At 42.9% G+C, this 22,452-nt stretch carries 22 protein-coding genes and 1 riboswitch; of the genes, 15 read left to right on the top strand and 7 right to left on the bottom strand.

Going from position 1 to position 22,452, the window contains the following annotated elements; genetic code table 11:
• Positions 1–24 precede the first annotated feature (24 nt).
• Together TZ92_RS00965 and TZ92_RS00960 are read right to left on the bottom strand one after the other, a co-directional pair.
• A complete protein-coding gene (locus TZ92_RS00965) occupies positions 25–483 on the bottom strand; it encodes a DUF3021 domain-containing protein (protein ID WP_033630436.1) in 459 nt (152 codons plus the stop codon).
• Positions 480–920 carry a LytTR family DNA-binding domain-containing protein gene (locus tag TZ92_RS00960; RefSeq protein ID WP_033630435.1) on the bottom strand — a complete coding sequence of 147 codons (441 nt, stop codon included), beginning with the start codon at positions 918–920 and terminating at the stop codon, positions 480–482. The genes TZ92_RS00965 and TZ92_RS00960 overlap by 4 nt, the downstream gene beginning before the upstream one ends.
• 208 nt (positions 921–1,128) lie before the next feature.
• On the opposite strand from TZ92_RS00960, the gene mutL reads away from it, so the two are divergent.
• On the top strand, positions 1,129–3,078 hold the full coding sequence (mutL, locus tag TZ92_RS00955; RefSeq protein ID WP_033630434.1) for a DNA mismatch repair endonuclease MutL: 1,950 nt from the start codon (positions 1,129–1,131) through the stop codon (positions 3,076–3,078).
• A 150-nt stretch (positions 3,079–3,228) separates the two neighbouring features.
• On the opposite strand, the gene TZ92_RS00950 is transcribed toward mutL, so the two are convergent.
• Positions 3,229–3,726, bottom strand: coding sequence for a helix-turn-helix domain-containing protein (locus tag TZ92_RS00950; RefSeq protein ID WP_033630433.1), 498 nt, complete (start codon positions 3,724–3,726; stop codon positions 3,229–3,231).
• A 159-nt stretch (positions 3,727–3,885) separates the two neighbouring features.
• Between TZ92_RS00950 and ruvA the strand changes: the two genes are divergently transcribed.
• The 3 genes from ruvA to TZ92_RS00935 are packed head-to-tail and all read left to right on the top strand — an operon-like array spanning position 3,886 to position 5,724.
• Positions 3,886–4,479, top strand: a complete 594-nt coding sequence (gene ruvA, locus TZ92_RS00945; RefSeq protein WP_033630432.1) for a Holliday junction branch migration protein RuvA — start codon at positions 3,886–3,888, stop codon at positions 4,477–4,479.
• A 9-nt stretch (positions 4,480–4,488) separates the two neighbouring features.
• Entirely contained in the window at positions 4,489–5,049 is a 561-nt protein-coding gene (locus TZ92_RS00940) for a DNA-3-methyladenine glycosylase I (RefSeq protein ID WP_033630431.1), read from the top strand.
• The gene (locus tag TZ92_RS00935; RefSeq protein WP_033630430.1) at positions 5,050–5,724 is read left to right on the top strand and encodes a CPBP family intramembrane glutamic endopeptidase; all 675 of its coding nucleotides are present in this window, start codon (positions 5,050–5,052) and stop codon (positions 5,722–5,724) included.
• A gap of 42 nt (positions 5,725–5,766) precedes the next feature.
• Here the strand turns inward: TZ92_RS00935 and TZ92_RS00930 are convergent, their stop codons facing one another.
• The 4 genes from TZ92_RS00930 to TZ92_RS00910 form a co-directional block, all read right to left on the bottom strand.
• Positions 5,767–6,804, bottom strand: a complete 1,038-nt coding sequence (locus TZ92_RS00930) for a S66 family peptidase (RefSeq protein ID WP_033630429.1) — start codon at positions 6,802–6,804, stop codon at positions 5,767–5,769.
• Between the two features lie 313 nt (positions 6,805–7,117).
• Positions 7,118–7,465 carry a TfoX/Sxy family protein gene (locus TZ92_RS00920; RefSeq protein WP_000331822.1) on the bottom strand — a complete coding sequence of 116 codons (348 nt, stop codon included), beginning with the start codon at positions 7,463–7,465 and terminating at the stop codon, positions 7,118–7,120.
• Between the two features lie 15 nt (positions 7,466–7,480).
• Positions 7,481–8,158 carry a DUF1129 domain-containing protein gene (locus TZ92_RS00915; RefSeq protein WP_033630426.1) on the bottom strand — a complete coding sequence of 226 codons (678 nt, stop codon included), beginning with the start codon at positions 8,156–8,158 and terminating at the stop codon, positions 7,481–7,483.
• A gap of 11 nt (positions 8,159–8,169) precedes the next feature.
• Complete coding sequence (locus TZ92_RS00910) at positions 8,170–9,114, bottom strand: magnesium transporter CorA family protein (RefSeq protein WP_000815620.1); 945 nt, start codon at positions 9,112–9,114, stop codon at positions 8,170–8,172.
• Positions 9,115–9,250: 136 nt separating this feature from the next.
• Between TZ92_RS00910 and uvrA the strand changes: the two genes are divergently transcribed.
• The 11 genes from uvrA to cls all read left to right on the top strand — a co-directional run bounded on the left by uvrA (position 9,251) and on the right by cls (position 22,448).
• A complete protein-coding gene (gene uvrA, locus TZ92_RS00905) occupies positions 9,251–12,082 on the top strand; it encodes an excinuclease ABC subunit UvrA (RefSeq protein ID WP_033630424.1) in 2,832 nt (943 codons plus the stop codon).
• Positions 12,075–13,136 carry a M24 family metallopeptidase gene (locus TZ92_RS00900; RefSeq protein WP_033630421.1) on the top strand — a complete coding sequence of 354 codons (1,062 nt, stop codon included), beginning with the start codon at positions 12,075–12,077 and terminating at the stop codon, positions 13,134–13,136. The genes uvrA and TZ92_RS00900 overlap by 8 nt, the downstream gene beginning before the upstream one ends.
• A 55-nt stretch (positions 13,137–13,191) precedes the next feature.
• Positions 13,192–13,343: riboswitch (M-box (ykoK) riboswitch) on the top strand.
• Positions 13,344–13,538: 195 nt separating this feature from the next.
• A complete protein-coding gene (gene mgtA / locus TZ92_RS00895) occupies positions 13,539–16,199 on the top strand; it encodes a magnesium-translocating P-type ATPase (RefSeq protein ID WP_033630420.1) in 2,661 nt (886 codons plus the stop codon).
• Positions 16,200–16,334: 135 nt separating this feature from the next.
• Positions 16,335–16,733: a transcriptional regulator Spx gene (gene spx / locus TZ92_RS00890; RefSeq protein ID WP_000591165.1), complete on the top strand. Its 399-nt coding sequence runs from the start codon at positions 16,335–16,337 to the stop codon at positions 16,731–16,733.
• A 66-nt stretch (positions 16,734–16,799) separates the two neighbouring features.
• Positions 16,800–17,369, top strand: a complete 570-nt coding sequence (locus tag TZ92_RS00885; protein WP_033630419.1) for an SP0191 family lipoprotein — start codon at positions 16,800–16,802, stop codon at positions 17,367–17,369.
• A gap of 87 nt (positions 17,370–17,456) precedes the next feature.
• Positions 17,457–17,723, top strand: coding sequence for an IreB family regulatory phosphoprotein (locus TZ92_RS00880; protein WP_000507059.1), 267 nt, complete (start codon positions 17,457–17,459; stop codon positions 17,721–17,723).
• A 3-nt stretch (positions 17,724–17,726) separates the two neighbouring features.
• Positions 17,727–18,146 carry a Holliday junction resolvase RuvX gene (gene ruvX, locus TZ92_RS00875; RefSeq protein ID WP_009729674.1) on the top strand — a complete coding sequence of 140 codons (420 nt, stop codon included), beginning with the start codon at positions 17,727–17,729 and terminating at the stop codon, positions 18,144–18,146.
• 15 nt (positions 18,147–18,161) lie between these two features.
• Entirely contained in the window at positions 18,162–18,467 is a 306-nt protein-coding gene (locus TZ92_RS00870) for a DUF1292 domain-containing protein (protein ID WP_000017624.1), read from the top strand.
• A gap of 309 nt (positions 18,468–18,776) precedes the next feature.
• The gene (locus TZ92_RS00865) at positions 18,777–20,027 is read left to right on the top strand and encodes a bifunctional folylpolyglutamate synthase/dihydrofolate synthase (RefSeq protein WP_033630417.1); all 1,251 of its coding nucleotides are present in this window, start codon (positions 18,777–18,779) and stop codon (positions 20,025–20,027) included.
• Positions 20,028–20,118: 91 nt separating this feature from the next.
• Entirely contained in the window at positions 20,119–20,571 is a 453-nt protein-coding gene (locus TZ92_RS00860; protein ID WP_033630416.1) for an SP_0198 family lipoprotein, read from the top strand.
• Positions 20,572–20,915: 344 nt separating this feature from the next.
• On the top strand, positions 20,916–22,448 hold the full coding sequence (cls, locus tag TZ92_RS00855; protein WP_033630415.1) for a cardiolipin synthase: 1,533 nt from the start codon (positions 20,916–20,918) through the stop codon (positions 22,446–22,448).
• Positions 22,449–22,452 lie beyond the last annotated feature (4 nt).

The raw sequence follows: 22,452 nt of genomic DNA, 5'->3' as shown, positions 1-22,452 counted from the left end.
TATTTGTGAGTGGGTTTTTCTCTATTACTTTTTATGAGCCAAGAGTTGATTTATGTGGTCTACTTTTTTTGCTTCTCTTTTATAGAGAATGACCCAGATGATGAGGTAGACGATCGCAAACTCTGGAATGAGCTGGAGATAGAAGGTCCAGTGGAAGGGGAACCAACCAGCCAGAGTTGCTAGTGGAACAAAGCCAGCCAGCATGAGGAAGAAGTGGGAAAGTGTGGCACGGAGCAGGCTCCAGTCACGGCTGAATAAGCGACTGCCAAAACTAAAGAGAACGCCGATAGCTGACCAGATGATCATGCAGTAGAGTAAGACCAGGGCACCGTGAACCTGATGTTGAGCCATCACTTGGCCGATAAGAGACTCGGGACTAAGTGGAGCATAGGTATTTGGGGCGTACATGAGTGAAAAGAGGATAGAGAGGATGAGGCCGATGAGTACACCAGCGGCTGCATCGTGAAAGATTTGTTTTTTCATAGTTCTAATTTCTCCTTGATGGTTTTTAGGTAACGGCGTGAAGAGTAGGTGAAGCTTTCGTTTTTTAAGAAAATTTCAACCAGACCGTTGGGCGTGAGTTTGAGATGAGAGATAGCGTCAATATTAACGATTTCTGATTGGGAAATTTGGATAAAAGTGGTCGGCAGCATTTCAAGAACCTGATAGAGTCGCAAATCAATACTGTAGGTCTGACTAGCAGTTTCTGCTAGAACCTTGCGATTCTCGATATAGAAGCGTTGAATCTTACTAACCTTAATTAGATAGACCTGATAATCAATCTTACCTTTGATTGTTTCTTTTTGGTCTAGATTTTCAGCGAACTCGATGACTTTCTGGACTTTTTCGGTCGGCTGAGGAGTTTGGACAATCAGCTTTTCCTCCTCGTAAGTCTCTTTAATCTGTAGTTCTACTTTCATAAATTTCTCTCCTTATATTTCATACAAAATTGTGATCACTTCTTGTACACCTTTATTAAACACTATTTTACGACCCATGGCAAGAGCTTTTGACTATGTGGGCAGATTTAGCTTCTATGTGGTATTTGCTTTTTCTGGTAACATCTGAAATATGGTATAATAGCACTAATCAATTTCTAGGAAAATAGATACAGAAAGGGGCTGAAAGATGTCTCATATTATTGAATTGCCAGAGGTACTGGCAAACCAGATAGCGGCAGGAGAAGTGATTGAACGTCCTGCCAGTGTGGTCAAAGAGTTGGTAGAAAATGCCATTGACGCGGGCTCAAGTCAGATTATCATTGAGATTGAGGAAGCTGGTCTTAAGAAGATTCAAATCACAGATAATGGTCATGGAATTGCCCACGATGAGGTGGAATTGGCCTTGCGTCGACATGCGACTAGTAAGATAAAAAATCAAGCAGACCTCTTTCGGATTCGGACGCTCGGATTTCGAGGTGAAGCCCTGCCCTCTATCGCTTCCGTCAGTGTCTTGACTCTGTTGACTGCGGTGGATGGCGCGCGTCATGGGACCAAGCTCGTTGCGCGTGGGGGTGAAGTTGAGGAAGTCATCCCAGCGACTAGTCCTGTGGGGACCAAGGTTTGTGTGGAGGACCTCTTTTTCAATACACCTGCACGTCTCAAGTATATGAAGAGCCAGCAAGCGGAGTTGTCTCATATCATTGATATTGTCAACCGTCTAGGCTTGGCTCATCCTGAGATTTCTTTTAGCTTGATTAGTGATGGCAAGGAAATGACACGGACAGCGGGGACTGGGCAATTGCGTCAGGCCATTGCAGGGATTTATGGTTTGGCAAGTGCGAAAAAGATGATAGCCATTGAGAACTCGGATCTGGACTTCGAAATTTCAGGTTTTGTGTCCTTGCCTGAGTTGACTCGGGCCAACCGCAACTATATCAGCCTCTTCATCAATGGCCGTTATATCAAGAACTTCCTGCTCAATCGTGCAATTCTTGACGGCTATGGCAGTAAGCTCATGGTAGGCCGTTTTCCGCTGGCTGTTATTCATATCCATATTGACCCTTATCTAGCGGATGTCAATGTGCATCCGACCAAGCAAGAAGTGCGAATTTCCAAGGAAAGAGAGCTAATGGCGCTGCTTTCAGAGGCTATTTCAAATAGTCTCAAGGAACAAGCCTTGATACCGGATGCTTTAGAAAATCTTGCCAAGTCGACCGTACGCAATCGTCAAAAGGTAGAGCAGACCATTCTCCCACTCAAAGAAAATACGCTTTACTATGAAAAAACGGAGGTAACTAGACCCAGTCAAGCTGAGGTAGCTGATCATCAGGTTGAATTAACTGAGGAAGGGCAGGATTTAACCCTGTTTGCCAAGGAAACCTTGGACCAGTTGACCAAGCCAGCAAAACTGCATTTTGCAGAGAGAAAGCCTGCCAACTACGACCAAATAGACCACCCAGAGTTAGATCTAGCTAGTCTCGATAAAGCCTATGATAAGCTGGAGCGAGAAGAATCGTCAAGCTTCCCAGAGTTGGAATTTTTCGGGCAAATGCACGGAACCTATCTCTTTGCCCAAGGTCGAGATGGGTTCTACATCATAGACCAGCATGCAGCTCAGGAACGGGTTAAGTACGAGGAATACCGTGAAAGCATTGGCAATGTTGACCAGAGCCAGCAACAACTCCTAGTACCTTACATCTTTGAATTTCCTGCGGATGACGCCCTTCGTCTCAGAGAAAGAATGCCTCTCTTAGAGGAAGTGGGTGTCTTTCTAGCTGAGTACGGAGAAAATCAATTTATCCTGCGTGAACATCCTATTTGGATGGCAGAAGAAGAAATCGAGTCTGGCATCTATGAAATGTGTGACATGCTCCTTTTGACCAAGGAAGTTTCTATCAAGAAATACCGAGCAGAGCTGGCTATCATGATGTCCTGCAAGCGGTCTATCAAGGCCAACCATCGTATCGATGACCACTCAGCAAGACAGCTCCTCTATCAGCTCTCTCAATGTGACAATCCCTATAACTGTCCACACGGACGTCCCGTTTTGGTGCATTTCACCAAGTCAGACATGGAAAAAATGTTCCGACGCATTCAGGAAAATCATACGAGTCTTCGTGAGTTGGGGAAATATTAAGAACACAAAAAGCCTTTGTTCCTTTTGAACAAGGCTTTTTAGTTTTTCTAAAGTGGGAATTTGATTGGACATGGGCAGCTTGACACGAAGTTTACACTTGCTTGACAAGACCAGTTCTAAAAAAATATTGCGAAAACTCAATTAGGTGATTCAAGGTTTTGTAGAGTCATCTTTGTCAGAAGGATTCTTAAGAGCAATTACCTTATCAAGATAACGTTGCTTGGTTTTGAGAGCCTTGTTGATAGCAATTGCAGAAGCGATTAATAGAACAAAGGTTAGCCAAATCCAAGCAGTGAATTCGGCTGGGAAACTAGAACCGGCTAAAAAGAGATAGATAGCCAGAGCCAAGACGAAAATATAAATCACTTGCCAGAGACCAAAGGATTTAACCTCTTTATAGTATTTGTCCTTGTCTTCTTCCAAGGTCACTGCTGTGGAACCTTTTTCAGAGTTTTCATCCAGAAGTAGATAGTCAGTTGTCACTTGGAAAATCTTGCTTAATTCAATGATTTTTTCGATTTCAGGAAGGACCTGTCCAGACTCCCATTTTGAGATGCTTTGCCGAGAAACATTGATTTGTTCTGCTAGCTTTTCCTGGGACCAACCTTTTTTCTTTCTGAGTTCAAATAGTTTTTCTGCGAGTTTCATGATTCTATCTTCCTTTTTCTACTTCTATCCTAACAATTTTTACTTATAATGAGAATACAATCTCCTGTACTATTTGTCAACCAGAGGTTGCACCTTTTGTTGCCATCTGTCTTGGGGAAATATGGTATACTAGATAGGCAAAATAATGGAGAAAAAACTATGTACGAATATCTAAAAGGAATCATTTCCAAAATCACTGCTAAATATATCGTTCTTGAGGCCAATGGTGTCGGCTATATCTTGCATGTAGCCAATCCTTATGCTTACTCAGGTCAGGTTAATCAAGAAACTCAGATTTATGTGCACCAAGTTGTCCGTGAGGATGCCCATCTGCTTTACGGCTTTCGCTCAGAAGATGAGAAGAAGCTCTTTCTTAGTCTGATTTCGGTTTCTGGGATTGGTCCTGTGTCAGCTCTTGCTATTATTGCTGCCGATGACAATGCTGGCTTGGTTCAGGCGATTGAAACTAAGAACATCACCTACTTGACTAAGTTCCCTAAAATCGGTAAGAAAACGGCCCAGCAGATGGTGCTGGACTTGGAAGGCAAGGTAGTTGTGGCTAGTGATGACCTTCCTGCCAAAGTCGCAGTACAAGCCTGTGCTGAAAACCAAGAACTGGAAGAAGCCATGGAAGCCATGTTGGCACTGGGCTACAAGGCGACTGAGCTCAAGAAAATCAAGAAATTCTTTGAAGGAACAACAGATACAGCTGAGAACTATATCAAGTCGGCCCTTAAGATGTTGGTCAAATAGGAGATTTTTATGACAAAACGCTGTGGTTGGGTTAAAATGAACAACCCATTATATGTGGCCTATCATGATGAAGAGTGGGGCCAACCCCTCCATGATGACCAAGCACTTTTTGAGTTGCTTTGCATGGAAACCTATCAGGCTGGTCTTTCTTGGGAAACCGTGCTCAACAAACGCCAAGGATTCCGAGAAGCATTTCATGGCTATCAAATTCAAGCGGTCGCGGAAATGACAGATGGGGAGTTGGAAGCCTTGTTAGAGAATCCAGCCATCATCCGAAATCGTGCCAAGCTCTTTGCGACGCGTGCCAACGCCCAAGCATTTTTACAAATCCAGAAAACCTTTGGCTCTTTTGATGCTTATCTCTGGTCCTTTGTTAAGGGGAAAACGATCGTGAATGATGTTCCTGACTATCACCTAGCACCTGCTAAAACAGCCTTGTCTGAAAAATTAGCTAAAGATCTAAAAAAACAAGGTTTCAAGTTCACAGGCCCAGTTGCCGTTTTAGCTTTTCTACAAGCAGCAGGTTTGATTGACGACCACGAGAATGATTGTGAATGGAAGGGGAATTAAATGATGTCTAACAAAAATAAGGGAATTCTGATTTTTGCGATTCTCTATACAGTTCTCTTTGTATTTGATGGAGTTAAATTGCTGGCTTTCTTGATGCCATCTGCTATTGCAAATTATCTAGTTTATGTAGTACTAGCTCTATATGGCTCTTTCTTGTTTAAGGATAGATTGATCAAACAATGGAATGAGATTAGAAAGACTAAAAGGAAATTCTTCTTTGGCGTCTTAACAGGATGGCTCTTTCTCTTTCTGATGACTTTTGTCTTTGAATTTGTATCAGAGATGTTGAAGCAGTTTTTTGGGCTAGTCGGACAAGGTCTAAACCAGTCGAATATTCAAAGTACCTTTCAAGAACAACCAATACTGATAGCAGTTTTCGCCTGTATCATAGGACCTTTTGTGGAAGAACTCTTTTTCCGTCAGCTTTTATTGCATCACTTTCAAAAACGGTTGCCAGGTTTACTAAGCATTATTCTGGTAGGACTTGTCTTTGCCTTGGCACATATGCATAGTTTGGCTTTATCAGAGTGGGTCAGTGCAGTCGGTTATCTAGGTGGAGGCATTGCCTTTTCTATCATCTATGTGAAAGAAAAAGAGAATATTTATTATCCTCTAGTTGTTCATATGTTAGGCAATAGCCTTCCCTTGATTAGTTTAGTTATCAGTAGTATGTGACGTTTTAGTAGTTATACAAGAGAAAAAGCTGAGAAAATTATCTCAGCTCTTTTTGTTATAGTCAAAGCGAATGACTTGCTCCTGTGCATCCACATAGGCGTGAACGCCAAAGGGCACAATGGCTCTTGGAGTTGCGTGACCGACATTCAGATTATAGACAATCGGGATATTGTTATCAATGATATCCAATAGTGCTTCCTTATAGTCGTCATAGAAGGTTTCATCCATTGGCTTTCCGACCAAGAGTCCACTGATGACCTCAAATACCCCAGTTTCTTTCAAAGTTTGCACCATCTTTTTGAAGTTTTCCGGCTCAGGTTTTTCTTCGCTTGTTTCTAGCAAGAGAATCTTTCCTTCCCAGTCGGATAAGTCAGGGAAGAGTTTGTACTTTTGGCAGAGCTCCGTGCTGTCTGCGTATCGAGAGTTGTCAAAGATATCATAAAGAGATTCAAGACAACCGCCGAGAATTTCTCCCTCAAACTGAGCACTTCCTTGCAACAAGTCAAAACCAGTATTTGCATGACTGACACGAGCTGTTCCCAGAGCCTTGGGACTAAAATCAGTCCGTTCCTCATACCAAACGTCGCTAGGGCGGATTTCTGAGATTCTTCCTGTCTTGATCAATTCTTTAAAGTAGTGAAAGCTATAGGGCAACATCTCCTTGTCTAATTCACAAATGTCTGCTAGAAAGGATTGCCCATAAAAAGTCTTGACCCCTAGTTTGTGCAACATAAGGTGGTTCATAGTGGTATCCGAGAAGCCAAGAAAAATCTTTGGTTTGATAACCTTTTGAAGCTGGTCATTTTCAAAAAGATAAGGTAGCAAGCGATAGGTATCATCCCCACCGATGGCGCAGATGATCATGTCGATGCTATCGTCCGAAAAGGCCTGCATCAAATCCTCTGCACGTGCCTCCGAATGGTCCTTGATAAAGTCTAACCCTTTTAGCGAATGGGGCAAAAAGACAGGATTGAGTCCCAAATCCTTGAGACGTTGGAGACCCAAATCGACTTCGTGTTTGACAAAGTCCTCTCCAATAACACCGCTAGACAAACTAACGATACCAATAGTAGAAACCATATCTCATCCTCCTAGAAATAGATTGATACTCTTCGAAAATCAAATTCAAACCACGTCAGCTTATCCTTGCCGTATATATGTTACTGACCTCGTCAGTTCTATCTACAACCTCAAAGCAGTGCTTTGAGCAACCTGCGGCTAGCTTCCTAGTTTGCTCTTTGATTTTCATTGAGTATGAGCCTATTCTATCACAAAAGATGAGAGAAAACTACAAGAATGAGACTCAGAAGTGCTATTGAATCTCAAGAAAGCAAGTGAAAAAGCAACCGCCTGTGCAGTTGCTTTTCGTTTTTCTAATCTCACTAGATATGAGTTACTTGGTCAACTCTTGATTATAGGAGAGAGCTAAATCAATCCAGTAAGGAAGTTCTTTTTGACCTTCTATATCTAGGTCTATATAGCCATGATAAGGTCGCCCTCTCATCAATGTAGTATGAGCTCCTGTTCGGGGTAGAACTTGCTTTTCTATTTCTTTGCCAATTCTCACCATAACCAGTTCGTCCTTTCTGGAACTAACTGTAAGGACCATTTTCCCACGAATCATAAAGGCAAGGCCACCAAACAGTTTCTTTTCTTCTAGCTCTTCTTCGAAAATTTGGGGAGGAAGTTTGAGTGCTAGAATTTTTCGAATCTGCTGAGCTAAAGATTGACTATATGCCATAGTTTTTCACTTTTCTTAATAACGTGATGGGCCTGCACTTGCGCTTCGGATATTGAAGCGTTTCTTGAGATAGAAGCGAAGGGCGAGAAGGGCCGCTCCTAGGACAGCCAAAGGCAGTGGAGCAAGGATTGGATTGAGAGCTGCTGGTAGGAAGCTTGTTGCGAAGAAGACAGCCAACCAGAGAAGCATAGCAGCGAGGATGACGAGGATTGATTTCCAGAAAGGAGGGCGCTGGCTACGGTCTGTATCTGGACCATAATACTGGTAGACAAAGTAGTACATCAAGTAGAAGGCAAGTCCTCCTACAAGTCCAACCAACAAGAGGGTAATCAACCCATAGCCAATAGCTTGATCTGTAGAGAAGAAGGTAGTCAGAGCGCTAACCAATGCAAAGAGACTGGTGATAAAAAGGGCTGAGTCCATAATCATGAGTTTTGGATCATCATTTTCCTTAGGATGCTCTTTTTCGTATTGCTCTTTGACAGTGAAGCTATGAGCCCAGTGGGTTGGAGCCCCGTAGAGGGAACGTGCAGTCGTTCCTTTGGCTTGCTCTTCAAGGATTTTAGGAATGACTTCCTCAAAGATAGCCTTGATTTCAGCGTCTGTTTTACCATCTTTGATAAATTGTTGGGTAGCGATGTGGATAAACTCTTGGTTTTTCTTAGTTAATTTTTGTAAATCAATCTGAGACATAGGGATTCCTCTTAGAACCATTTTTTATGGATGAGATAGAGAGTGAGCGAAACACTCATAGCAAAGGCGATAAAGACGATTAACCAGAAGGCGTGTGGCTCGCCATTTAGAGGGATTTCATTATCCTTGAAGTTCATCCCGTAGGCTGAGAAGATCATGGTTGGGACAGACATAACGATGGTCACGAGAGCCAGGGTTTTCATGATGTTGTTCTGGTTATTGGAAATGATAGAGGCAAAGGTCTCTGTCATAGAGTGAAGGACGTTTCCATAGATATCTGCCATCTCAATGGCCTGTTGGGTTTCAATCAGAGTGTCTTCGAGTAGGTCTTCGTCTTCTAGGTATTTCTTGATATTGCTAGTTGCGCTGGTCAATTTCTTAATCACGCGCTCGTTCGTCTTAAGTGAGGCCTTGAAATAGACGATGGTCTTTTCCAATTCCATGAGCTCGATCAGCTCTTCGTTTCGAGTAGACTTGTGAAGTTGACTTTCGATTTGTTCACTCTTACGGTCGATCGAACGAAGGGCCGTAAGGTAAAGTTCGGCGTTGCGGTAGAGAATCTGGAAGATAAAGCGTGAACGCATGAAGGTGTAAAAGTTGCGCAGTCTACGGTTGATAAAGACATCGAGAACGGGGAGGGATTCCAAGCAGGTGGTGATAATGGTTTCCTCGGTGATGATAATCCCCAGCGGAATCGTAACGTAGTAGGTACGATTGTTTCTTTCCTCTGTGATGGGAACGTCCACGATGATCAAAGTATACTCGTCTTCGATGGTAATACGGGACATTTCTTCCGCATCGAGCGGTGCTCGAAGGTCGGCAATGTCAATGTCGAAGGCGTTAGCGATTTCCAGTGATTCATTTTGTGTAGGATTGACGAGGTTGATCCAAGTACCCGGTTCAAGCGTGTCGATCTCTTTAAATTCAGTTGTTGTTGAGAGAAAAACTTGTTTCATATCCCCTATCCTTTCCTACTATTCAGTGATTCATTTTTTGCACCGTACTATTATACTATAAAAACAGCTTTTTGGGTAATAGAATTTCACATTTTTTGGTATAATGGAAAGCAATAATGGACTAGAAAGAACAAAGATGCAAGATAAAATTGTGATTCATGGGGCGCGTGCCCATAACTTAAAAAATATTGATGTGGAGATTCCAAGAGACAAGCTGGTTGTTGTGACTGGTTTGTCAGGTTCTGGGAAATCCAGTCTGGCCTTTGATACCCTCTATGCTGAGGGCCAACGTCGTTATGTGGAAAGTTTGTCAGCCTACGCTCGCCAGTTTTTGGGCAATATGGAAAAACCAGATGTGGATGCTATTGATGGTCTCAGCCCAGCTATTTCCATCGACCAGAAAACCACCAGCAAAAACCCTCGTTCGACCGTTGGAACGACGACTGAAATCAATGATTATTTGCGTCTCCTCTACGCACGTGTGGGGACGCCTTACTGTATCAACGGGCATGGGGCTATCAAGGCTTCTTCTGTGGAGCAAATTGTGGATAAGGTTTTGGAATTGCCAGAACGCCAACGTCTGCAAATCTTAGCTCCTGTCATTCGTAAGAAAAAAGGGCAACACAAGAGCGTCATTGAAAAGATTCAGAAAGACGGTTATGTCCGCGTCCGTGTGGATGGGGAAGTTTATGATGTGACCGAAGTGCCAGAGTTGTCGAAGAGCAAGCAACACAATATCGATGTCGTGGTCGACCGTATTGTCATCAAGGAGGGCATTCGTAGCCGTCTCTTTGATTCCATTGAGGCTGCCCTTCGTATCGCAGAAGGTTATGTCATTATCGACACTATGGACGATTCTGAGTTGCTCTTTTCTGAGCATTATGCCTGTCCAGTTTGTGGTTTTACAGTACCAGAGTTAGAGCCTCGTCTCTTCTCCTTTAATGCTCCTTTTGGTTCTTGTAGTGAGTGTGATGGTTTGGGCATCAAGCTGGAGGTGGATGTTGACTTGGTGGTTCCTGATACCAGCAAAACTTTGCGTGAGGGAGCCTTGGCACCTTGGAATCCTATCTCATCCAACTACTATCCAAACATGCTAGAGCAGGCCATGACAGCCTTTGGAGTAGATATGGATAAGCCTTTTGAAGACTTGTCAGAAGAAGATAAGAACTTGATTCTTTACGGGTCTGATGGCAAGGAATTCCATTTCCACTATGAAAATGAATTTGGCGGTGTGCGCGATATTGACATTCCTTTTGAAGGAGTAATTGGTAATATCAAACGTCGTTACCATGAGACTAACAGTGACTACACCCGCACCCAGATGCGCCTCTACATGAATGAGCTAACCTGCGGAACTTGTCACGGCTATCGTCTCAATGACCAGGCCTTGTCTGTCCGTGTGGGTGGGGAGCAAGGACCACATATCGGAGAAATTTCGGACCTGTCTATCGCAGACCATTTGGAATTAGTGAGCCAGCTGACCCTGTCTGAAAATGAAGCCATCATTGCCCGTCCTATTCTCAAGGAAATCAAGGATCGCTTGACCTTCCTCAATAACGTGGGACTCAACTATTTGACTCTGTCACGCTCGGCAGGAACCCTTTCAGGTGGTGAGAGTCAGCGAATTCGCTTGGCAACCCAGATTGGTTCCAACCTATCAGGTGTCCTCTATATCCTGGATGAGCCGTCGATTGGTCTTCACCAGAGGGATAATGACCGCCTGATTGCCAGTCTGAAAAAGATGCGTGACTTGGGCAATACTCTCATCGTGGTGGAACATGACGAAGATACTATGCGAGAGGCGGATTATCTGATTGACGTTGGTCCGGGTGCTGGTGTTTTTGGTGGAGAGATTGTTGCTGCAGGAACGCCCAAGCAGGTGGCTCGCAACAGCAAGTCTATCACAGGCCAGTACTTATCAGGAAAACGAGCCATTCCAGTGCCAGCAGAGCGCCGTGCCGGAAATGGTCGCTTTATCGAAGTGACGGGAGCGCGTGAGAACAACTTGCAAAATATCACTGCTCGCTTCCCATTAGGAAAATTCATTGCGGTGACAGGTGTGTCAGGTTCAGGGAAATCGACCTTAATCAACAGCATCCTCAAAAAAGCTATTGCCCAGAAGCTCAACCGCAATTCAGACAAGCCTGGTAAATTCAAGACCATCACAGGGATTGAGCATGTAGACCGTTTGATTGATATTGACCAGAGCCCCATTGGACGAACGCCGAGGTCCAACCCAGCTACCTATACGGGAGTTTTTGACGATATACGAGACCTCTTTGCCCAGACAAATGAAGCTAAGATTCGAGGCTACAAGAAGGGCCGTTTCAGTTTTAATGTCAAGGGTGGTCGTTGCGAAGCCTGCTCAGGTGACGGGATTATCAAGATCGAGATGCACTTCTTACCAGATGTTTATGTTGCCTGTGAAGTCTGCCACGGAACCCGCTACAACAGTGAAACTCTAGAAGTCCACTATAAGGAAAAGAATATCTCGCAGGTCTTGGACATGACCGTCAACGATGCGGTGGAATTCTTCCAACATATTCCGAAAATTCAACGTAAACTCCAGACCATCAAGGATGTAGGGCTAGGCTATGTAACGTTAGGACAACCAGCTACCACCCTTTCAGGTGGAGAAGCCCAGCGTATGAAGTTAGCTAGTGAACTCCACAAGCGCTCGACAGGTAAGTCCTTCTACATCCTGGATGAGCCGACGACAGGACTTCATACTGAGGACATCGCTCGCTTGCTTAAAGTCTTGGCTCGCTTTGTCGACGATGGCAATACTGTCCTCGTCATCGAGCACAATCTGGATGTTATCAAGACTGCAGACCATATCATCGACTTGGGACCTGAGGGCGGTGTCGGTGGCGGAACCATCATTGCAACAGGAACTCCAGAAGAAGTAGCGGCCAATGAAGCGAGCTACACAGGACACTATTTGAAAGGAAAGTTACATCATGAATAAACGTGTACAAGCATTTCTAGCTAAAATGCAAGAAAAAGAACTGGATGGTATCATCATCAATAACCTTAAAAATGTCTACTATTTGACTGGTTTTTGGGGTTCAAACGGAACAGTCTTCATCAGCCGTGACCGTCAGGTTTTGGTGACAGACTCTCGCTATATCATTGCAGCTAAGCAAGAAGTGACAGGTTTTGAGATTGTGGCTGACCGCGATGAGTTGGCTGTTATTGCAGGCATTGTTAAGGATATGGGCTTGTCTAGTATCGGTTTTGAGGACGAGATTTCGGTCTCTTATTATCACCGTATGCAGGCAGCTTTTGCAGGGACCGACTTGCTTCCACAGACTCAGTTTGTAGAAGCACTTCGTATGATTAAGGATGAGGCGGAGATTGCGACTATTCGTAAGGCTTGTTCTATCTCAGACCAAGCTTTCCGCGATGCACTTGACTTTATCAAACCAGGAAAAACTGAAATTGAGATTGCTAACTTCCTTGATTTCCGCATGCGTGAGCTAGGAGCGGCAGGCTTGTCTTTTGATACCATTTTAGCAAGTGGCATCAACTCTTCTAAGCCCCATGCTCATCCAATGCACAAACCGGTTGAAGCAGGAGAAGCCATCACCATGGACTTCGGCTGTCTCTACGACCACTATGTCAGTGATATGACACGGACCATCTACCTCGGTCATGTCAGTGACGAGCAGGCAGAAATTTACAATACTGTCCTGAAAGCCAACCAAGCTCTGATTGATCAAGCTAAGGATGGCTTAGGTTTCCGCGACTTTGACAAAATCCCTCGCGATATTATCATCGAGGCAGGCTATGGTGACTACTTTACTCACGGTATTGGACATGGTATCGGACTGGATATCCACGAAGAACCTTACTTTAGCCAAACTTCCAAAGAAGTCATTAAATCTGGTATGGTCTTGACTGATGAACCGGGTATTTACATTGAAGGAAAATACGGCGTTCGTATTGAAGATGATATCTTAATTACAGATAACGGTTGCGAATTGTTGACTCTAGCACCGAAGGAATTAATTGTTATTTAAGAAAATTAAGATAAATCATTGACTTTTATATTTTAAAGGTTTATACTGATAAACGAAAACGGTAGGTGAGGCTACCATAGGGATACGGATGACTACCGCAAAGCAGTGGAGACACTACTCGTTGGTCAACAGTCCTGGTCGCGAAGGCCAAGACTAAGCTCATTACATCGCCCTATGGAGTTAAAGCTTGAACGAAAAAACAGATAATTAGTTTTTTAATCCTGCCATTTTATGGTGGGATTTTCTACTGTTTTAGAACAAGGAAAGGAGACAAACGATGCAAATTGACGATCATCCAGAACCGCACATACACAGCCAATCGCTGATTTGTGTCGTTCTGCCCTTATAAAGTGATTGGTCTCTGTGTATGAAACACATCATTCATACAGATAGGAGAAACCAATGAAAACTACAAAAGAAAGATTAGCAACAGCTATTCACACACCTTTAAACGAGACGCTATCTTTTTATAAGACAAGTCTAACAGGCTTGACTGAGGAGCAGGTGGAGAAAAATCGTGACCTATATGGCGAAAACACCATCACCAAGGGTCAAGAAGACAGTATCCTCAAAAAGATTTACGAATCTATTATCAATCCATTTACAATCATCCTGCTGGTCATCGCTATGATTTCCATGGTGACCAATGTCTGGTTGGCGAAGCCTGGACAAGAAGATCCGACGACCTCTATCATCATCGTCGTTCTCGTTCTAATCTCTGGTGGCATACGCTTTGTCCAAGAACTGCGGAGTGACAAGGCTGCGACCAATCTATCAAAAATGATTGTGAATACAGCCACAGTTATTCGCGAAGGCCAGGGTTTAGAGGTCGCAATTGAAGATTTGGTCGTTGGAGATATAGTCAAGTTAAGTGCTGGGGACATGATTCCAGCAGACCTCATTTTAATTGAATCACGTGATTTCTTTGTCCAACAGTCTGGTTTGACAGGTGAAAGTGACTCGGTTGAAAAACTGGCCTTGTCAAAAATGAGTCAGTCAAACTTCGATAGTCTGCTAGAAGCAGAAGCGCTCGCTTTTATGGGAACCAACGTGATATCAGGAAGTGCCAAGGCTTTGATTCTAGCGGTCGGTGATGATACCATGATGGGAGAAATCGAGCAGACCCTCAATACCTATGACGAACCGACCTCTTTTGAACGGGAGATGAACAGCATCTCTTGGCTCTTGATCCGTTTGATGTTGGTCATGGTTCCCATCGTCTTTCTCTCCAATGGCTTGACAGATGGCGACTGGCTGGAAGCAGGTGTGTTTGCACTGAGTGTTGGTGTTGGATTGACACCTGAGATGCTTCCCATGATCATCACGGCCAGTCTAGCAAAAGGCTCCATTATCATGGCCAAGGAAAAAGTCGTCATCAAAAAACTCAATGCCATACAAGACCTGGGTGCTATTGATATCCTATGCACGGATAAAACAGGAACCCTTACCCAAGATGAAATTGTCCTTGAATATCCTTTGGATATACATGGAGATTTGGATTTGTCTGTGTTGAGACGGGCCTACCTCAATTCCTATTTTCAAACGGGATTGAAAAACCTGATGGACCGTGCCATTATCAGTAGAACTGAAAAAGAAGCTAAAGAACACGCTATTCTACAAAATTTGGATACTAGCTTCCAAAAAATAGATGAATTGCCCTTTGATTTTGAACGCAGACGGATGAGTGTCATCGTCAAGGATAAGAACGAAATTGTTAGTTTGGTAACCAAGGGTGCTCTAGAGGAAATGCTTGCGATTTCAACCTGTGTGGAATATCAAGGTCAGATTAGCCCTCTGACGGATGATATCCGAGTGGAAATCTTAAAAGAAGTAGATCAACTTAATCAACAGGGCTTGCGAGTCTTGGGAGTCGCCTATAAAACAGGCCTAAAAGAAGGTTTTGCTTACTCAGTTGAAGATGAAAAAGAGATGATTCTAACAGGATATCTTGCCTTTCTAGATCCACCAAAACCATCAGCAGCACCTGCTATCCAAGCTTTGTTAGAACACGGCGTTCAAACGAAAATCTTGACGGGGGACAATGAAAAGGTAACCCAAGCAGTTTGCGAAAAAGTTGGTCTAGACGTTGACCAAATCTTGCTGGGTTCTGATATTGATGCCATGACGGACGAAGAGTTGGCCCAAGCAGTTGAGAAGGTGACGGTCTTTGCCAAACTCTCTCCGGATCAAAAAGCACGAATCATTTTACAAATCAAATCGAATGGACATTGTGTCGGCTATATGGGAGATGGGATCAATGATGCCCCTTCTATGAAAGTGGCCGATGTGGGGATTTCTGTTGATACAGCAGTAGATATTGCTAAAGAAACCGCTGATGTCATTTTGCTAGATAAGGATTTGATGGTGCTTGAAAAAGGGCTGGTTGAAGGACGCAAAGTCTATGCTAATATGACCAAATATATCAAGATGACGGTCAGCTCTAATTTCGGGAACATTTTCTCTCTTTTAGTGTCTGGTATCTTTTTACCTTTCCTGCCAATGGCTCCGATTCACTTGATTGTCTTAAACCTAGTCTACGATCTTTCTTGCATTGCCTTGCCATTTGATAATGTGGATGAAGACTTTTTGAAGCATCCTCATAAGTGGGAAGCCAAGTCTATTACTCGTTTTATGATTTGGATGGGTCCGATTTCGTCTGCCTTTGATATTTTGACCTTTATCTTGCTCTATTTTGTCATTGTCCCAATGGCGACAGGTCAAGCTTATGCTCACGGAGCAGAGTCTGCAACGGGCTTTATCATTTTGTTCCAAACAGGTTGGTTCATTGAATCCATGTGGTCCCAAACCATGGTGATTCATATGCTTCGTTCAGCAAAACTTCCTTTCTTACAAAGTCGTCCATCATGGTTTGTTCTTGGAACAAGCATGCTAGCAGCCAGTTTTGTGACCTTCCTTCCCTACTCTTCAATTGCTAGCCTTCTTCATTTAGCCCCTTTGGAACCAATTTATTTCCTCTTTTTGCTTTTGATTATCATTCTCTATATGATAAGTGTTACAGTTGTAAAACGATTGTATATCAAAAAATTTAAAAGTTGGTTATAAATTGATTTTGTCAAGAAAAAAGTACGAAAATCGCGAAAAAAGTTAATTTTTTTTTAAAAATAGGTCGCAAGTCGGATGTTTTTTATGGTATAATAGACTAAACTGATAGTAACATGTAGCGAAAGGGGTAGGTACATGATCAAAATTTATACAGTCTCAAGTTGTACTAGCTGTAAAAAAGCGAAAACCTGGCTCAATGCCCACCAGTTAAGTTATAAAGAACAAAATCTCGGTAAAGAAGGAATTACAAGAGAAGAGTTATTAGATATTCTCACGAAAACAGATAATGGAATTGCCAGTATCGTTTCGTCAAAAAACCGCTACGCTAAGGCACTTGGAGTTGACATCGAGGATTTGAGTGTCAATGAAGTGCTCAACTTAATCATGGAAACACCACGGATCTTAAAGAGTCCGATTCTCGTTGACGAGAAGCGCCTACAAGTCGGCTATAAAGAAGATGATATCCGTGCCTTCTTGCCACGCTCTGTTCGTAATGTAGAAAATGCAGAAGCACGTCTACGTGCAGCTCTATAAAACATCAAGGCTGGGAGTGACTCCTGGCCTTGTTCGCTCTTTTGTTTTAAAATCATGTGAGGAATTATGAAAAAGTTACTAATTGCTAGTTTTGCTCTCCTCTTTTTGCTTGCGGGATGTGGGCAAAAAAAGGAAACCCCTGCTGCTTCTACAACAGCATCTGAACCTCTCCAATCAAATCTTCCCGTTTTGGACAATGCCGAAAAGAATACGGTTGTCACCAAGACCTTGTTGATGCCGAAGTCAGAAAATGGGACGCAACAGACTCAAACGATTACTTATAAAGGCAATCAATTTTTGACCTTGACCATCCAGCAAAAACGACCTGTCGGGGATGAACTCAAGACCTTTATCTCTGAAAATGGCCTAGAGGAAACGCAAAAAGCGCTTTTAGAAGCAGAAGAAAAGGATGAGACTATCCAAGAGGTACGCAAACTGGCAGGATTTACACTGGAAACCAAGCTACTCAGCGAGACAGAAATCCAGACCACAACGACTTATGATTTTCAAGTTTTGGATGTCAAAAAGGCAACTCAGCTAGAATATTTAAAAAATATCGGTCTTGAAAATCTCTTAAAAAACGAACCTAGCCAGTATATTGCTGACAGAGTGGCAAATGGGGCGGTAGAACAGTAAGAAAATCCAAATAAACAAACTGATTTATTTGTAGAACGTAAGGAAATATGCTATAATAGTAATATTCTAAGGAAAGAGGGTGTTAGAATGGGATTTACTGAAGAAACTGTACGGTTTAAATTGGATGATTCCAATAAGAAAGAAATTAGCGAAACGTTGACAGACGTCTATGCTTCTTTGAACGACAAGGGCTACAATCCGATTAACCAGATCGTCGGTTATGTATTGAGTGGAGACCCTGCCTACGTTCCTCGTTACAACAATGCACGAAATCAAATCCGTAAGTATGAGCGTGATGAAATTGTTGAAGAATTGGTACGCTACTACCTTAAAGGACAAGGAGTCGATCTATAATCTATGAGAATTATGGGATTGGACGTCGGTTCAAAAACAGTGGGTGTTGCCATTAGCGATCCCCTAGGCTTCACCGCTCAGGGACTTGAAATCATCCAGATTAATGAGGATCAGGGCCAGTTTGGTTTTGACCGTATCAAGGAATTGGTTGACAGCTATAAGGTAGAACGCTTTGTAGTAGGTTTGCCAAAAAACATGAACAATACCAGCGGTCCGCGAGTAGAAGCCAGTCAAGCCTATGGTGCCAAGCTAAAAGAACTTTTTGGTTTACCAGTAGACTATCAGGATGAGCGTTTGACAACGGTCGCTGCGGAACGTATGTTGATTGAACAAGCAGATATCAGCCGTAACAAACGCAAGAAAGTTATTGATAAGTTGGCTGCTCAGCTGATTTTGCAAAATTATTTAGATAGAAAATTTTAAGACAGAGGAGAAACTATGTCACACGATCACAACCATGACCACGAAGAACGTGAATTGATTACACTAGTAGACGAGCAAGGAAATGAAACCTTGTTTGAAATTCTTTTGACCATCGACGGAAAAGAAGAATTTGGTAAAAACTATGTTCTGCTAGTGCCAGTTAATGCAGAAGAAGATGAAAATGGTGAAGTTGAAATCCAAGCCTACTCATTCATCGAAAATGAAGACGGAACAGAAGGCGAATTGCAACCAATCCCAGAAGACTCAGAAGACGAATGGAACATGATTGAAGAAGTCTTCAACAGCTTTATGGAGGAGTAAAAACGTTCGGGGAACGTTTTTAGCCCTGCGCCAGAAATTAGAAACGCAGGAACGTCCGGTGGACGTTTTTACCCCAGTTCCTTTAAATAAGAGAGAACTGGTAAGTCTGGGAGACTGTATCACCCCAACTCCTAGAAACTAGAAAGAGTTGGAATGTCCGGTGGACGTTTTTAGCCCACGTTGAAATTCATAGTAGCTAGTGATTAGCTAACCAGGTAAGAGGTCGGGATTTTAGTCCCGACCTCGTTTTTTTATTTGTAATCATACTTTGATGCGGTAGTTGATTGGACTTTTGTTAAGGAGGCATGTATGTTTGAAGTAGAAAAGTGGCTTCATAGTCGGATTGGTTTAAACTTTAGATCTGGTCTTGGACGAATGCAGCGAGCAGTGGATTTGCTGGGGAATCCTGAGAAGACTTATCCTATTATCCACGTAACAGGGACTAATGGTAAAGGGTCAACTATTGCCTTTATGAGGGAGTTGTTTGTTGCTCATGGTAAAAAAGTTGGTACTTTTATCTCTCCTCATATCGTCAGTATCCATGATCGAATCTGTATTAATGGGCAACCAATCGCAGAGGAAGACTTTGTTCGTATAGCTAACCAAGTCAAGGAGATGGAGAAAATTCTCTTAGAAACACATGATCAATTGTCTTTCTTTGAGTTGTTAACCTTGATTGCCTTGCTTTACTTTAAAGAGCAGGGAGTGGATCTAGTCCTGCTAGAAGTGGGAATTGGTGGTTTGCTTGATACCACTAATGTCGTAACAGGAGAGATTGCAGTTATTACTTCGATTGGGCTAGATCATCAGGAGACCTTGGGCGATAGTCTGGAGGAAATAGCAGAGCAGAAAGCTGGTATTTTTAAGGCTGGCAAGAAGGCAGTCATTGCCAAGCTTGCTCCAGAAGCGGAGCTTGTCTGTCAAAAAAGAGCAAGAGAGTTAGCTGTTGAACTTTATCAAGCTGGGCGAGACTTCACCTTGAATGCTGGAAATTTCTCAAGCAACCTAGCAAGCTTTTCCCAGCTTGACATCAGTTTGGAAGGTGCTTATCAGCAAGAAAATGCCGCCTTGGCTTTACAAAGCTTTCTTCTGTTTATGGTGTCAAGAGGTGAAGGGGTTGAAGAAAAGCTTGTCAGACAGGCCTTGAAAGAAACCCACTGGGCAGGTCGATTGGAACGGATTCGTCCGAAAATCTACCTAGATGGGGCTCACAATCTGCCAGCCTTGACTCGTCTAGTAGAGTTTATCCAGGGGAAAATCCAGCAAGGTTACCAGGTTCGCATCCTTTTTGGAGCACTTAAACGCAAGGATTATCAGGGGATGTTAGGCTATCTAACGGAGCAGTTGCCTCAGGTGGAACTTAAGGTAACAGGCTTTGACTACCAAGGCTCTCTGGATGAAAAGGATGTGGCGGGTTACGATTTGATTCCTTCCTATGGGGACTTTATCAGAGAATTTGAAGATAAGGCCAATGATCAGGACTTGCTTTTCGTGACGGGATCCCTCTACTTTATCTCGGAAGTCCGAGGGAGTTTGGTTGGAAGCAATGAGATTAGTTGACCTTATAGGTTTAAGTTGCTATACTGTAGGTAGGAGGTATATCTGGAAACGATTCCAGCAAAACATTGGCACAAAAAGAAAGGAAATCGCTATGAAAACGAAAACATTCACACTTTCTATTGCTTCCCTAGCAATTCTTAGTCTTTTAGCAGCTTGTGGACCTAAGGCACAAGCCCCTACCCAGCAATCGGCGCAGCAATCATCTACTCAACAAGAATCATCTTCTAGTGCTGCGACAAGTGCTAGTCAACCACAGGCATCCTCAAGTCAGGACACTACTGTAGCTCAACCTACGAATATCGATGGTACCTATACTGGAAAAGATGAGAATGACCAAATCACTCTTGTTGTAACAGGTAAAACTGGTACATGGACTGAGGTCGAGCCAGATGGAGATAAGGAAATCAAGCAAGTCAGCTTTGAGCCAGAAAATCAACGTGTCATTATCGGTGATGATGTCAAAATTTACGCGGTTAATGGTAATCAAATGATTATCGATGATATGGACCGAGAGGCATCTGACCGAGTGGTCTTAACAAAATAGGATCTCAAATCTAAATAGAAGTTTGGAATTAAGGTTTCAGCTTTACCTTCTACAACTTCAATAGCGACTGTCATAGGATTTGTGCGATATTGAAAAATATAAATAATATTGGAAAGAACTATCATTTTGGTAGTTCTTTTTAAGCCTCTTAATACCCTAGTTAAAAATATAAAAAGGGATAGCACGTCATATAGTGAAGGAGTAGTTTAAGAATCTTGCAGCTCTTGGAATAGTTTGCATAGAAAAAGGTAAAAGGTTGCCATCTACCCCTGAACTGAGGTATACTAGTAGAAACAGTAGTTTATCAAGCAGTTAAGGAGAATGTTAGAAAAGAAAGGGGATGTATGACAGCTAGAAAAATGCAGCTACTCATGTCCAAATATGGTTTTAGTATTACCATCATGTTGGCAGAGTTGTTTATCGTCTTTGGTTTATTTCTCTATCTAGGCCAGATGGCTCCAATTGTCTGGATTATCCTAGTCGTTTTAGTGAGTTTAGCGACCATTGTATCGATTGTCAATCGGTCTATGAATCCTGAAAGTAAGGTAACATGGCTGTTAGTAGCCTTTGTACCAGTGTTTGGCCCCTTACTCTATATCATGTTTGGAGAACGCCGTTTATCTAAAAAGGAATTGAAGCAGCTAAAGCAGCTCCAATCAATGGTTGATAGAGAGGACAATAGCAGAGCTCTCCGTTTGGAGTTAAAAGAGCAAGACAAGTCGGCTTATGGCGTTATCAAATCTCTCCTCAGCATGGACACGAATGCCGATGTCTATGATCGAACGGATACACGATTTTTTGCATCTGGTGAAAGTATGTGGCAGCAGATGCTAGAGGATCTCAAGAAAGCTGAGAAGTTTATCTTTCTCGAATACTATATCATCGAAGAAGGTTTGATGTGGAATAGTATTTTGGAGATTTTGGAAGAAAAGGCCGCTCAAGGTGTAGAAGTGAAGCTTCTCTATGATGATATTGGTTGTATGGCAACCTTGCCTGGAGATTACACCATCCAGCTTCGTGGTCGAGGGATTGAAGCCCACAAATTTAACAAGGTGATTCCACGTTTGACCGTTGCTTATAACAACCGTGACCACCGTAAAATCATGATTATTGATGGTCAAATTGCCTATACAGGTGGTGTCAATCTGGCCGATGAGTATATCAACCATATCGAACGCTTTGGTTATTGGAAGGATAGCGGTATTCGTCTGGATGGACCGGCAGTTAAAGCTTTTACCAGACTCTTTTTATCTGCCTGGTATATCAACCGTGGAGAGATTAGTGATTTTGACCAATACCATCTCGAAAATCAGCCCAAAGATGGGATGGGGCTCTGTATTCCCTATAGTAGTGGACCAAAACCCATCTACAGAGCTCAAGTTGGAAAAACGGTCTACCAAAATCTTATCAATCAAGCTACAGATTACGTCTACATCACGACTCCCTATCTGATTGCGGACTATGATCTCACCGAAAGTATCAAAAATGCAGCTCTGAGAGGGGTAGATGTGCGAATTGTGACGCCGTGTATCCCAGATAAGAAGGTTATTCAGTTAGTTACTCGGGGAGCCTATCCAGATTTGCTATCAGCTGGGGTTCGTATTTATGAGTACAGTCCGGGATTCCTTCATAGCAAGCAAATGCTTGTCGATGGAGAGGCAGCTACTGTGGGGACCATCAATTTTGACTATCGTAGCTTGCTCCACCACTATGAAAATGCCGTCTTACTTTATAGAACGCAGTCCATCATCGATATTGAAAGGGATTTCGAAGAGATTTTTAAAGTTTCTCAAGAAATCTATCCCCACACTATCAAAACCAGCTGGTATCAAAGCCTCATCAAGGAAATTGTCCAGTTGTTTGCACCTATGCTCTAACTAT

It is taken from the genome of Streptococcus oralis subsp. oralis, assembly GCF_000960035.1.
Lineage (GTDB): Bacteria > Bacillota > Bacilli > Lactobacillales > Streptococcaceae > Streptococcus > Streptococcus oralis_G.
This window is presented reverse-complemented; position numbering and strand designations above follow the sequence as displayed.